Below are 13503 nucleotides of genomic sequence, written 5' to 3'. Positions count from 1 at the left end.
ATCATCAAAGTTTAATTGCCACAGCAATTTTTATACTTTTTACCACTACCACATGGGCATGGTTCATTACGTCCTATTTCTTGATCTTTAACAATTGGTTTTGGTTTTACTTTTTCTTTGCCATCATTAGCTGAAACGTGTTGACCTTCAAACTCTTTTGTTTTTTCACGTTGTACATCATCTTCAACAGTGACTACAGATTTTAAGATATATTTACTTACATCTTCCTCAATGCCTTGCATCATAATGTCGAAAAGTTCATGACCTTCATTTTGATAATCACGTAACGGATTTTGTTGACCATAAGAACGTAAATGAATCCCTTGTCTTAATTGGTCCATAGTATCAATGTGAGATGTCCATCTTTCATCAATAGAACGTAGTAAAATCATACGTTCAAATTCAGGCATACGGTCACCCAATGCATCTTTTTGACGTTGATATGCTTGTTCAATTTTAGCCCAAATGATATCAAACATATCTTCACGATCTTTACCATTGATTTCAGATTCTTTTAATTCTCCTTCATGGAGGAATACATCCTCTACGTAATGAATTAACGGTTCATAATCTGGATTTTCTGCATCTTCATTGACATGATATTGAATCGTACGTTGTAACGTCGATTTCAACATTTCGATAACAAGTTCTGAACTGCTTTCATCATCAATAATACGATTACGTTCTTCATACATAATTTCACGTTGTTTTCGCAATACTTCATCGTATTCAAGAATACGTTTACGTGCATCAAAGTTGTTACCTTCAACACGTTTTTGGGCTGATTCTACAGCGCGCGAAACCATTTTAGATTCAATTGGCGTAGAGTCATCCATGCCTAAACGATTCATCATTGCTTGCATACGCTCTGAACCAAAACGCACCATCAAATCATCTTGTAATGATAAATAGAAACGACTATCTCCTCGGTCGCCTTGACGTCCTGAACGTCCACGTAACTGATCATCAATACGACGTGACTCATGTCTTTCAGTCCCGATAACGGCAAGTCCACCAAGCTCTTCTACACCTTCACCTAATTTAATATCTGTACCACGACCAGCCATGTTTGTTGCAATCGTAACTGCACCACGTTGACCCGCATCAGCGACGATTTCAGCTTCACGTTCATGGTTTTTAGCATTTAAGACACTATGACGAATACCGCGTTTTTTAAGTAAATTAGAAATGTATTCACTTGTTTCCACTGCTACAGTACCTAATAAGACTGGTTGACCTTTACGGTGTTTTTCAATTACTTCTTCAACAACTGCGTCAAATTTCCCTTTTTGACTTACATAGATGAGGTCAGAATGGTCCACACGTTGTACAGGGCGATTCGTTGGAATTTGAGTTACCGTCATATTATAAATATTTCTGAACTCTTCTTCTTCTGTTTTCGCTGTACCTGTCATTCCTGCTAATTTGTTATACATTCTGAAATAGTTTTGGAATGTAATTGAGGCCATAGTTTTAGATTCATTTTGAATTTTAACTGATTCTTTAGCCTCAATCGCTTGATGAAGCCCTTCAGAAAAACGGCGCCCTGGCATTGTACGTCCAGTAAATTGATCGACGATTAAGATTTCACCATTAGTAACCATGTAGTCGATATCTCTAGCCATTGTATAATGCGCTCTTAACGCAAGGTTGATATGATGAATGATATCCACATGTCTAACATCATATAAGTTGTCTAATTTAAACATGCGTTCTGCTTTATCGATGCCTTGTTCTGTAAGTTGAATGGCTTTCGTTTGAACATCATAGTTGTAATCATCTTCAGCTTTAAGCATTTTGGCAAAAACATTCGCTTGTGTATATAATGATGTTGATTTTTCCGCTTCTCCCGAAATAATTAAAGGGGTACGTGCTTCATCAATTAAAATAGAGTCAACCTCATCAATAATCGCAAAATTCAGCTTACGCATGACACGGTCTTCTTTGTAATTCACCATGTTATCTCTTAAATAGTCAAAACCAAGTTCATTGTTAGTACTATAAGTGATATCTTGCGCATATGCTTCACGTTTTTCATCTGTTTGTAAATTGTTTGTATTCAAACCAACTGTTAGGCCTAAAAATTCATATAAGTGCGCCATTTCTTCACTTTGTGATGATGCAAGATATTCATTGACTGTGATAACGTGTACACCTCGACCTGTGAGTGCATTTAAATACGTTGGCATCGTTGCTGTTAAGGTCTTACCTTCACCTGTTCTCATTTCCGCAATATCACCTTTATGAATGGCAATACCACCCATAATTTGAACTCTATAAGGAATCATACCGAAGACACGTTTTGATGCTTCTCTAACTAATGCAAATGCCTCTGGTAATATCTCATCTAACATATCATCTTGTTTTCTTTTATCTTCAATACTTTGTAATTGTTCTTGAAACGCACGTGTTTTTGCTTTGATCTCATCGTCAGTTAAAATTGCCATATCTTCTTCTAATGCAATGACTTTATCAGCAATTTTTCCAAGACGTTTCACTTCTCGGTTATTACCTTCAACCAGTTTTGTTATAAAACCCATTTATTTCGCTCCTTTAGCAATAAACTCTATCGCTTACAACAACACATCATATCATTTTTAGGTATAAATTTATACTCATATACTTATGTCTTAAGAAAATACTAATATTAATAGCCCTATTCAAAACTTATTGAGCTATGAAAATAAAACACCATGCTTTATTATTTTTAAACGCTTGTTAAGTGTATACTGTAGCAACTCATTAATGGTTCTCAGGGGAATAATGTATGACCTCAATTTAACGTAGATCTAAGTTTCAACACATCATAATGAGGCAACATACGTGTTAAAACTTTGAAGATTTAACGCAATGTTCAATTACGCTCTATTTAAGTTGATTTTGTATTGTGAATCAATCACCTAAATGCGCATCCTATACATTCTCAAAAACATAGCTACACGAATTAATGATAAAGTGATGAACCGGAATGACTATCACTATCATTTTATAATGGACTAAGGGACCAGAACATTTACATTATGTCCCAGCCCCTAAAGTGATACAACTTGTATGAGATTCAATCATTTATTCTAATGATTCTGTTTCAATCAATCCATATTTTCCGTCTTTTCTACGATAAACAATACTTGTTCCTTCAGTATCTCTGTCATGGAACACGAAGAAATCATGGCCTAATAAATTCATCTGAAGTACTGCTTCTTCAGAATCCATTGGTTTTAATCCAAATGTTTTAGAACGGATAATTTCGATTTCCGAATCACTTGATTCGTTGTCGATATCCGGTGATGTTGCTTCAGCATCTACAAAAATATCTTGTTCATTTCCACGGTCGCGATTTTTGCGGTTAACACGCGTTTTATATTTACGAACTTGACGTTCTAATTTATTCGTAATTAAGTCGATGCCTGCATATAAATCATCATGACGCTCTTCCGCTCTTAAAGTAACATTTTTCAACGGAATTGTTACTTCAATTTTTGTACCTGAATTTTGGTAAGTTTTCACTTTAACGTGTGCTGTTGCATTAGGTACGTTAGTGAAATATCTTTCTAATTTACCAATCTTGTCTTCAATGTAATTGCGAATAGCATCTGTGATTGTGAGGTTGTCTCCATGAATTTCAAAGTTAATCATAGTGCTCGCTCCTTTCAACCTCTTGTTATTGTATTTCTTACTTATATTTTACCATGTTTATGCTAACGTGCAAACGTTAACATACTCAATTTTCTGACTTTTCTTTGAAACAGCTTAACCGCAACGTTATGCGCAGTTCGGCCTGTTGTGTAAATATCATCCACAAGTAAAATACGTTTATTTTCGAGGTTTATATCACCTTTCACTTCAATATCATTACTTAATGACATTCGCTCTTTTAAAGTGAGTTGGTATTGTTTTGGTCGTCGATGCATCTTTAAACAGTCTTCAAAATCGATACTTAACGCACTTAAAATAACTTGTACAGGATTGAAAGTCCTTTCGATGTCATTCTCTTTTACAGACGGTACTGGAATAATGTAATCATAATGTTGAGCTTTAATGGAGATGTACTTTGCAATAACTTGAGCAAGTGCAACATCCCCAAGAAATTTGTATTGATGGAAAAGGGTTTTATAAAAACCTTCATAATGAAAGCATGCATCTATCGAATCAAATGTATAAACGTATTTAACTGAGTCACAATTGATACATTTTGAATTCTGGTATTCACCTAAACAATAGCTACATCTCCCCGTAGAATTAAAAATGCATTGTTCTAATAAATTCCTACAATGTTCACATAGAATGTTTGTGGGTTGAAATAACAGCTCTAAAGTAAATAATTCATCATAAAACGAATGACAAATGTGACATCTCATTAATCAACCCATCCTTTAAGATATGCCATTCGATTCATTTGGCGTATGTTACGTCGCGCTTTGTACATTGCTAATGTCCTCCCTTCATGGTAAAAACGAACCAATCCATTGGGAGATTCTTGTTTTCGCCCTACTCTCCCAGCAATTTGCACGAGCGCATCAGCTGTAAAATGATGACTATCCATTACCCATACATCTAGAAACGCCATTGTAAAACCTCGTTCTAAAATCGTTGTTGTTAAGACAATTTGATACATACCATTTCTAAGCTGTTGTACTTTTTCTAATCTATCATCATCTTCACTATAGACATAACACATGTTTTTGAAAGTTGTACGATATGCACTATAAAAGCGTTTCATGTTTTCAATATTACTAAAAAACAGTAATGTCGTACGTTGACGGTTCATTTGATTTTTTAACTCACTTATAAGACTATGTTGTGCTTGTGAATATTTTATTTTCATGTAGCGGAATTTTGGTACAACTAGAGGATGACGGTGAAACCGTGCAGGTAACGTAATGATTTGAGTAGCATGAAACGAACGCATGAGAGGTTTTGGAGGTGTAGCAGTCATGTATATACAGGCATGTGTCGCGCGTGCAGCCCGTGCAATCGTTTGTTGTAACTGTCGATCCATCGAGAGTGGAAATGCATCCACTTCATCTATGAAAATGACATCAAAATGATTTTTAAATCGGTATAATTGATGCACTGTTGCAATGACAAAATGACCATTGTATTTTTGTCTACTCGACTGATGTAAAATATCAATTTCTTCTCTTGTAAACGTTTGACATACACGTTGACTCACTTCTACCACTACATCTACACGCGGCGAGACGATGGCAATATTGTCTCCTTTTTGACGTGCTACAGAAATGGCTTCAAACATCATCTCAGTCTTGCCGGCACCTGTAACCGCATGCAAAAGTAACGGTTGCTTTGATTCGACGGCAGATACTATTTTGCGAGAGGCATACGTTTGCTGTTCAGATAGTGAAAATGGCAGCTGATAATATCCGTCACTCTTCATTCTTTTCGTTTGAGTTATAACAACATGGCGCTTTGTATCCATCCTCCCCATCGCAATACAATTCCGACAATATATAATATCTTCTTTGAAAAAAGGGCTTTTATAACAGTAAAAGTGAAACCTCTCCGTTGTACCACATTGGATACACTTAAAACCTTTATCTGTTTGACAAACACCAGGCGTGGTTTCAGCAATTTTTTCATCCGTTAAAGTATCAGGTAATCTAACTAATTGACCATATCGTTTCAATGAATGCCTCCTTTCACTTATATACTCGATCTAACGCGGTCATTTACTTTTCCCATTTTCATTACATCATTTATTTGCCACTGCATATATTAAAATAAAAAACAGCAACAACATTCTTATGAATGTGCTACTGTTTAAGCAATTAATACAATTCAATATGTCTATTCACAACACCTATGCCAAAGCCACCTAGTCCTAAGTGAGAAGAGATGACGGGTCCGAATTCAGAGAAAATGATATTTTTTTCAGGATACTTGGCTTTTAAATCATTCAATACACGCTGCGATTCCTCTTTGTTGTCTCCACCAATAATTATTACCGTTGCAATGTCATATTGATTGGACATTTCAATCGCTTTATCTTCAATCAATTTTAGTGCTTTCTTTTTTGTGCGAACTTTTTCATAAGGAACAATGAGACCATCTTCAAATGTTAAAACAGGTTTCATTTTTAGTAAATTACCTATCCAAGCTTGTGCACCTGTGATGCGACCACTTTTACTTAAGTTTTTCAAATCATCCACAACGAGGTAGGCACCTGTGTGTTGACGCATATCTTCTAAATCTTCTAAAATCTCGTCAATATGCTTTCCCTCATTAATCAAATCAATGGCTCTAATGACAAGGGCACCTTCAACTAGACATGCGATTTGGGAATCAATGGGGTGAACATTAATCCCCTCAACCATCGAAGCGGCTTGAACAGAGGTTTGATATGCACCACTAATACCGCTAGATAAATGTACTGTAATGACATCTGTATATCCCTCAGCTTTATAAGCTTCAAATGCATGAATCATTTCTCCTATAGCTGGTTGACTTGTTGTCGGTATTGAATTTGATTTTGCTAATATTGAATAAAATTCTTCTGAAGTGATGGATTCAATTTCTTTATGATTTTCGCCATTTTCTAACGTAATACTTAACGGCACTACACGGATATTATTTTCTTTTAAATAGTGTTGAGGAATGTAACTTGTTGAATCTGTCATAACAGCTATTTTCATTTTTTCTTGTCCTCCTAAATTTTGAACAAAATTCATCTTTATAACTTAATGGAGAGCGAATAAAATCTAATGATCTATGATTTCATTAAAAGATCTACCGCCAATTCAATGTCAATCTCAGAAAGTAACGCTAATGCACTTATATTAAACAGCATATTTAAGATGTCATCGTATGGTACTTTTTAATTTTTGATTAATACTATCATACAATCTTTTATATCAAATTTCAGTCATTTAAGCTATTGATTTTTTTCAAGTTCAACTATAAATTATAGTATAATCATCATACACACTTTTGTAGATTGGAGATGGGCTTGTGGAAGATAACATCATTACTATAAAGGACGAACATATCATTGAAAATGTAATTAGTAAATCACGCTTTATCGCGCATATAAAGCCAGTTCAATCTGAAGAGGAAGCAAAAGCGTTTATAGATGCTAAGAAAAAAGAACACCGCGAAGCAACTCACAATTGTTCCGCATATACAATTGGAGATACGATGCATATTCAAAAAGCGAATGATGACGGTGAGCCTAGTGGTACTGCCGGTGTGCCTATGTTAGAGATGTTAAAAAAACACGAGATACATAATGCCGCTGTCGTGGTTACGCGTTATTTTGGTGGTATTAAATTAGGGACTGGCGGTTTAATTCGTGCATATGGAGGCGCTGTACGAGATGTGATTAAAGCAGTGGGACGCGTGGAACTGAAACCAGCCATCCCATGTCATGTCACTATTGCTTATGATCTGACAGGAAAGTTCGAATATGAACTTCAGTCCACCTCTTTTTATTTAAGAGATACAACATATACAGATAAAGTTACGTATCACATTGATGTCATAGAAGCAGAACGTGACGCGTTTATACAATTTCTAAATCAACATACGCAAGGTCAATTTGATTTAATTGAAATAGACGTCAAACCGCTCGCATTTGATATTGAAACATAAAAACCCTGTTACTTTTAAGCACGTGTTGCTTAAAGTAACAGGATTTCTATTTTGTATGTCGACGTGATATTAAATTTAATAATGGCCGATAATCATCATCAATAAGTCCGGTAAATTCTACAATAAGTTCAATTGTGACAATGATGAGGATGATTGTTAAAAAGACACCCCATGGTTGGGATAAATATAAAATAACGCTCACTACACTAAACATGATTGCCATCGCATATATTAAAATAACCGTTTGTCTATGCGTATAGCCTAAATCTAATAATTTATGATGAAGATGGGATTTATCCGCTTGCATAATATGCTGTCCTTGCTTCACTCTTCGAATCATCGCAAATAATGTGTCAATAAATGGCACCGCTAAAATAACGATTGGGAAGAATAATGATATAAACGTAATATTTTTAAACCCTAATAAAGATAAGAAGCCGATTATAAATCCTAGTAATAAAGCCCCACTATCTCCAAGAAAGATTTTAGCAGGATGAAAATTAAATACAAGAAATCCTAATAGCGAACCGATGAGGACACTACAAATCATGATAATAAATATATTTCCTTGCAAGATTGCGATAAATGCGATTGTCACTAACGCAATCATAGAGACACCGGCAGCCAAACCGTCTAAACCATCAATTAAATTAATCGCATTCGTTATTGCTACAATCCAAAATATCGTAATTGGAATACTAAATAAACCGAAATGAATTGTCGGTCCAATCGGAATTGATATGAAATCAATCGTCACACCATAATAAACGACAATGGTCGCAGCAAAAATTTGCCCAATCAATTTTAATATTGGCTTTAAATCGTATAAATCATCAATAAGACCAACGAAATAAATGACGATAGCACCCAGTAATAGCGGTTTGATTTCACGTTCAATAGGAGCACCGAGCCAAATTCCTATGAAAAAAGATAGCAATATCGCTGAACCACCTAACATTGAAATAGGTTTCGTATGTATTTTCCTAAAGTTAGGACGATCAACGATATCTAATTTTTTGGAAACTGCTATTACTATAGGTGTTAAGATTAAGCTGACAATCATTGAAAATACTATCAACGTTAGAGTATACATCCGTTCACCTACAAATTTCAAAATAATATATCTGTTACATTTTAATTTTAAATTTAAAAACAACTGTTTCAGTCAAACAATCTGATTATATAGTAACACGAAATGACATGTAAGGCATCACTGTTCAATATAATCTTAAAAATACATGATGCTAAAAGTAATGTAGTTCCGTCAAATAGTTATTTTCATTCTAACAAATTTAAGTATTATGTATGAATAATTTCATTTATATAAAAAGACTTCTTTTCATAACCTCTATGTTCTATATAACAAACAATAATTGATATCATTACACCGTTTAAAACGTGTGCTTTCTCTCACATAGCATTGGAGCATAAATTATCATCACATAATAAAAAAAACGGTACATTACACGTACTTTTAAACTAACATATTTTGAAACGACCCACTATGGCACATGAGACTTTCTAGATGTTCATACATAATTGTATTCATTGTCACTTAAATCTATTCTAAATCAAAAATATAATACACAGTTAATTAAATGTTTTCTATAATTAAGTTCTTTTTTAACGCTTTTTGTTTTGTGATAAAGCCTTTGATATAGATAAACACACGTTATACAAGCCCTTTGACATATACTTCACTGAACCCCAAAAGAAATATTTTTTATCTTTCTGATTATTTTTTTGCATTTTTCTAGAATTTTTGTATAATAGATTTATATTAACGAAAGGAGTTTTTATATGAACAAAAAATTATGTAGTTTTGTGTTGCTCAGTTTAGTCTTTTCTCTAAGCACTACTTCTGTCGCTAATGCCGAGGTGAATGCACAAATTAATACAGCTGACAAACAGCATGTACAAGTCAATGTTGTAGATAAAGGCGTCCCTGCTGCCGTTCAAAACTTGGCTCAAAAAGAGTACCTTTCTTACGTCACTACATTGGACAAATTATATAATAAAGAAAAATCATCCTACTCATTAGGTGAACCTTTCAAAATCTATAAGTTTAATAAAAAAAGTGATGGCAACTATTACTTCCCTGTACTAGATGAGAAAGGTAACGTCTCATACATTGTTACAATATCTCCTAAAACCGCTAAAAACCCTGATTTAAATTCTAATTATACGATTAACGTCTCTCCATTTTTATCAAAAGCTTTAAATCAATACAAAAATCAAGACATTACAATTTTAACCAATTCTAAAGGTTATTATGTGCTCACTCGAAATCATAAAGCTAAACAAGTTTTAAAAACCCCACGTTTAAGTAAAGATAATTTAAAAGAATCAGATGATACGTCGAAAGTGACAGATATTACTGAATTCAAACATAAAGCCTCAGTTACAAAACCTACACGTCAATATCAAAAAAATACTGCGACATATAATAATATGTATGTAAATAAACTTCAAAACTTCAAAATACGTGAACAACAAGGTAATAATGGTTGGTGTGCAGGTTATACAATGGCTGCATTATTAAATGCCACATACAATACTGATAAGTATTATGCTGAAGGTGTAATGAGGTATCTTCACCCAGATTTAACTGGCGAAGATTTTCAATTTACTGGTTTAAGCTCTGATGAAATGATTAAATATGGAAGAGATCAAGGTAGAGACCCAAAATTATTAAACAGAATGACTTCATATGACGAAGTTAATGATCTCACTAATCAAAATAAAGGGATTGCCATTTTAGGCAAACAAATTGAATCCACTAATGGTCTTCATGCTGGTCATGCAATGGCTGTAGTTGGAAATGCAAAATTGGAAAACGGTAAAGAAGTCATTATCGTTTGGAATCCATGGGATAGAGATTTTATGACACAAGATGCACAAAGTAGAGTTATACCAGTATCTAATGGTGATCATTATCACTGGTATTCTTCTATCTACGGATATTAATAGCGATTAAATTAGAAAGGATTTTATAGTATGACACATTTTGACGTATTTAGTATAGATAAACAATGTTCTATCGAGGAAACGCAAGATCTTCTTCATTTACTTAAGGGAGAGTGGTACCCTGAAGGTATAGATACGAAACCTTTGAAGTTTAAACTGGACTCACCTGATGCTTCTCATTTTGTATGTGAACGCGTCAATAAAACACGCCATGATATTTTACTGTATCATAAAAAGAACAGCTCAATTATTATAGAAATACACATCGCTCACCCAACTGAAATTATACTAAATATTAAAAATGTAAATGCTTTAGGAACCTCACCTAAAATGACTTTTATCAAGAAGTAACACCCTGTGTTTTTAAATAAGCAACTCCCCTTCGCTCATAAATTTCATAAATATATTTTGCCCTTTTTATAAAGAGAGGTGGCGGCGTCATCGGTTAAATTTATTTTCTCCGCCCACCTCAAATCATTGATTGTAGATGCAAACTATTGAAAGCCTTCAAAATTCTCACTTGAATTTCGAAGGCTTTCTTCACTGTGACTCCCCGCAATATACGTTTAAATACATACTTGAAGGTGAACTTTTTATATTATGAATAAAATCAATCTGAGATTTACAATTACTTAACAATATCACCATTTATTTAATGACAAAATGTAACTTTTCACTTACAATAACATAGGGTTAAGTAAAGGAGTCATAACTATGATTGAAGCCATTATTTATAATATATCAGTATCCATTGCTGGTATCTATCTATTTCACCGTCTTCAATATGCAGAATCTCACGATTTTAGGTTCTCAAAAAGTTATATTACTGTATTGATGACGATTGTTGGATTATTACTGGCACTTTATCCAGTTCCTATTGAAACATATCACATTCAACTTTCATTTGTTCCTTTATTATTTTTAGGCCGTTATACGAATGCGTTCTATACATTCATATCGGCATTACTGATTGCAACAGTGAGCTACTTTGTCCTAGCGACACCATTAATATTTGCAATTACACTTTTAATGATAGCAATCGTAGTGAGTACTATTGGACCATTTATAAGACAAAATCATATTATTGCCATTCAAATTTTAAATATTATTACAATCGTACTACTATGTATCATCGCCATATTTGTACCGAGTTTCGATATCATTGAAGTCTTATATTTACTCCCATTATCCATCATTGCGACATTAATCACTGCACTTTTTTATGTTGATTTACATCGGTTCTTTACTCTCATTGATCGTTACGATAACGAAAGTAAAATTGATTATTTAACCGGCTTAGGAAATGTAAAAGAGTTTGATCGTCATCTTAATGCACTCACGCAACGTGCTGAAGCTAAAAAACAAAGTCTCGCATTAATATTAATTGATATCGATGGGTTCAAAGATGTAAATGATGCGCATTCACATGAGGCTGGTGATGCTATTTTAAAACAGATTTCACACTTACTTCAAAATTATGTGCCACCAAAACATAAAATCTTTAGAAACGGTGGCGAAGAGTTTTCTATTGTTATTAAAAATTATTCATTAGATGAATGTGTGAAATTAGCCGAAAGTATCCGTAAAGGGGTAGAAAAATCTAATTTTCATTTACCTAATAAATCGGTTATTAAGTTATCAGTTTCTATTGGTGTAGGCTATTTAACAAATGAAGATTACAAATCACAACGTAAGGTCTTTAAAGATGCAGACGATATGTTGCATATCGCTAAAAATGAAGGTCGTAATAAAGTGATGTTTAATCCAATTATTAAACTCAAATAACAAACCATCTAAGATAGTTGTCAACTCCCGAAGTCATTGCATGTAACAGAACGATTTCGGGAGTTACACTTATATATCTTTAGATGGTTTCATTTATGTTGCTGTATAGGTGACAATAACAAAATGAATAACCTCACCGACTAGCACGTCACGAAATATGAGATAATGGGATAAGAATCCTGATGTTATTTATTCAATAAACATGTTAAGTGATTGAAACATGCCAACATTATATCAAATGATGGTCCAAACTATTCTGTTTTTGAAATCACACACATGATAAATTATCAACGTTTTCTACCTCAGTCTCTTGCAACATCACCCTATCACATGTAGACTGACAATTGATTTAAAAGATAAGGAGGAGAAGCACATGGCAGATTCCTTAACAATTATCGATGAAAATAAAGTCATTGATGTTGTGCTATTAGCTGGAAAAGTTTTATTAGAAAGTGGTGCCGAAACATACCGTGTTGAAGATACCATGGGGCGAATTGCGGCGAGTTTTGGTCTCGAAGATACGTACGCATTTGTCACATCAACAGCAATCATGTTTTCATTAAACGACCGTACGAATACGCGTTTAGTACGTGTACGCGAAAGAACAACAGATCTTGAAAAGATTGCGATTGCCAATAATGTTTCTCGAAAAATTTCGCAAAATCAACTGACTTTAGATCAAGCAAAATCCGAGTTAATCCATCTTGAGCATGCGTCACTACAATATTCGTTTATTCTAAAATTTATTTCAGCTGCCATTGCTTCTGGGTTCTTTCTATTTATGTTTGGTGGCGTCGCGCATGATTTTATTTATGCTGTTATGGCTGGTGCCGGTGCATTTTTAACATTTGACCTCGTTCAACGCTATATTCAAATTAAATTTTTCTCTGAATTTATAAGTTCCATGGTTGTTATTACTATTGCTGCCTCTTTTACAAAGTTAGGAATGACGGTCAACCAAGATATCATAACGATTGCTGGGGTTATGCCCTTAGTTCCTGGTATTTTAATTACCAACGCTATACGTGATTTAATGGCTGGAGAACTCCTTGCAGGTATGTCACGCGGTGTTGAAGCTGCGCTTACTGCATTTGCTATTGGGGCTGGCGTAGCAGTCGTATTAATTATATTTTAGGAAGGTGTGTA

Annotated in this window: 11 protein-coding genes; 5 read left to right on the top strand and 6 right to left on the bottom strand. The window is 34.1% G+C overall.

Annotated features, from left to right (window positions below; translation table 11 throughout):
- Positions 1 to 11: 11 nt before the first annotated feature.
- The 5 genes from secA to fakB1 form a co-directional block, all read right to left on the bottom strand.
- The gene (gene secA, locus GJE18_RS02220) at positions 12 to 2540 is read right to left on the bottom strand and encodes a preprotein translocase subunit SecA (RefSeq protein WP_107368849.1); all 2529 of its coding nucleotides are present in this window, start codon (positions 2538 to 2540) and stop codon (positions 12 to 14) included.
- Between the two features lie 526 nt (positions 2541 to 3066).
- Positions 3067 to 3636, bottom strand: coding sequence for a ribosome hibernation-promoting factor, HPF/YfiA family (gene hpf / locus GJE18_RS02215; protein ID WP_060552454.1), 570 nt, complete (start codon positions 3634 to 3636; stop codon positions 3067 to 3069).
- Between the two features lie 62 nt (positions 3637 to 3698).
- A complete protein-coding gene (locus GJE18_RS02210) occupies positions 3699 to 4358 on the bottom strand; it encodes a ComF family protein (RefSeq protein ID WP_060552453.1) in 660 nt (219 codons plus the stop codon).
- Positions 4358 to 5644, bottom strand: coding sequence for a DEAD/DEAH box helicase family protein (locus GJE18_RS02205; RefSeq protein ID WP_168429097.1), 1287 nt, complete (start codon positions 5642 to 5644; stop codon positions 4358 to 4360). Before GJE18_RS02205 ends, GJE18_RS02210 begins: the two co-directional genes overlap by 1 nt.
- Positions 5645 to 5786: 142 nt before the next feature.
- Positions 5787 to 6650, bottom strand: a complete 864-nt coding sequence (gene fakB1 / locus GJE18_RS02200) for a fatty acid kinase binding subunit FakB1 (RefSeq protein ID WP_107368847.1) — start codon at positions 6648 to 6650, stop codon at positions 5787 to 5789.
- Positions 6651 to 6966: 316 nt separating this feature from the next.
- On the opposite strand from fakB1, the gene GJE18_RS02195 reads away from it, so the two are divergent.
- Complete coding sequence (locus tag GJE18_RS02195) at positions 6967 to 7605, top strand: YigZ family protein (RefSeq protein ID WP_107368846.1); 639 nt, start codon at positions 6967 to 6969, stop codon at positions 7603 to 7605.
- 46 nt (positions 7606 to 7651) lie between these two features.
- Here the strand turns inward: GJE18_RS02195 and GJE18_RS02190 are convergent, their stop codons facing one another.
- Positions 7652 to 8698, bottom strand: a complete 1047-nt coding sequence (locus GJE18_RS02190) for a glycosyltransferase family 4 protein (protein ID WP_060552449.1) — start codon at positions 8696 to 8698, stop codon at positions 7652 to 7654.
- Positions 8699 to 9405: 707 nt separating this feature from the next.
- Here GJE18_RS02190 and GJE18_RS02185 point away from each other — a divergent pair.
- From GJE18_RS02185 to GJE18_RS02170, 4 genes are all read left to right on the top strand, one after another.
- Complete coding sequence (locus GJE18_RS02185; protein ID WP_060552448.1) at positions 9406 to 10572, top strand: C47 family peptidase; 1167 nt, start codon at positions 9406 to 9408, stop codon at positions 10570 to 10572.
- A 30-nt stretch (positions 10573 to 10602) separates the two neighbouring features.
- A complete protein-coding gene (locus tag GJE18_RS02180; RefSeq protein ID WP_107376393.1) occupies positions 10603 to 10923 on the top strand; it encodes a staphostatin A in 321 nt (106 codons plus the stop codon).
- A 363-nt stretch (positions 10924 to 11286) separates the two neighbouring features.
- Positions 11287 to 12357, top strand: a complete 1071-nt coding sequence (gene gdpS, locus GJE18_RS02175; protein WP_037567855.1) for a GGDEF domain-containing protein GdpS — start codon at positions 11287 to 11289, stop codon at positions 12355 to 12357.
- Between the two features lie 373 nt (positions 12358 to 12730).
- Positions 12731 to 13492, top strand: coding sequence for a threonine/serine exporter family protein (locus GJE18_RS02170; protein WP_037567853.1), 762 nt, complete (start codon positions 12731 to 12733; stop codon positions 13490 to 13492).
- Positions 13493 to 13503: the final 11 nt, after the last annotated feature.

The organism is Staphylococcus agnetis (genome assembly GCF_011466855.1).
Classification (GTDB): domain Bacteria; phylum Bacillota; class Bacilli; order Staphylococcales; family Staphylococcaceae; genus Staphylococcus; species Staphylococcus agnetis.
Note: the sequence above shows the minus strand (reverse complement) of the source record. Positions and strands in the feature narration are given on the sequence as shown.

What these genes read in the sequence shown, in the direction of transcription:
- secA (WP_107368849.1), bottom strand. Translation starts at nt 2,540, where the DNA reads ATGGGTTTTATAACAAAACTGGTTGAAGGTAATAACCGAGAAGTGAAA.
- hpf (WP_060552454.1), bottom strand. Translation starts at nt 3,636, where the DNA reads ATGATTAACTTTGAAATTCATGGAGACAACCTCACAATCACAGATGCT.
- GJE18_RS02210 (WP_060552453.1), bottom strand. Translation starts at nt 4,358, where the DNA reads ATGAGATGTCACATTTGTCATTCGTTTTATGATGAATTATTTACTTTA.
- fakB1 (WP_107368847.1), bottom strand. Translation starts at nt 6,650, where the DNA reads ATGAAAATAGCTGTTATGACAGATTCAACAAGTTACATTCCTCAACAC.
- GJE18_RS02190 (WP_060552449.1), bottom strand. Translation starts at nt 8,698, where the DNA reads ATGTATACTCTAACGTTGATAGTATTTTCAATGATTGTCAGCTTAATC.
- GJE18_RS02185 (WP_060552448.1), top strand. Translation starts at nt 9,406, where the DNA reads ATGAACAAAAAATTATGTAGTTTTGTGTTGCTCAGTTTAGTCTTTTCT.
- GJE18_RS02180 (WP_107376393.1), top strand. Translation starts at nt 10,603, where the DNA reads ATGACACATTTTGACGTATTTAGTATAGATAAACAATGTTCTATCGAG.
- gdpS (WP_037567855.1), top strand. Translation starts at nt 11,287, where the DNA reads ATGATTGAAGCCATTATTTATAATATATCAGTATCCATTGCTGGTATC.
- GJE18_RS02170 (WP_037567853.1), top strand. Translation starts at nt 12,731, where the DNA reads ATGGCAGATTCCTTAACAATTATCGATGAAAATAAAGTCATTGATGTT.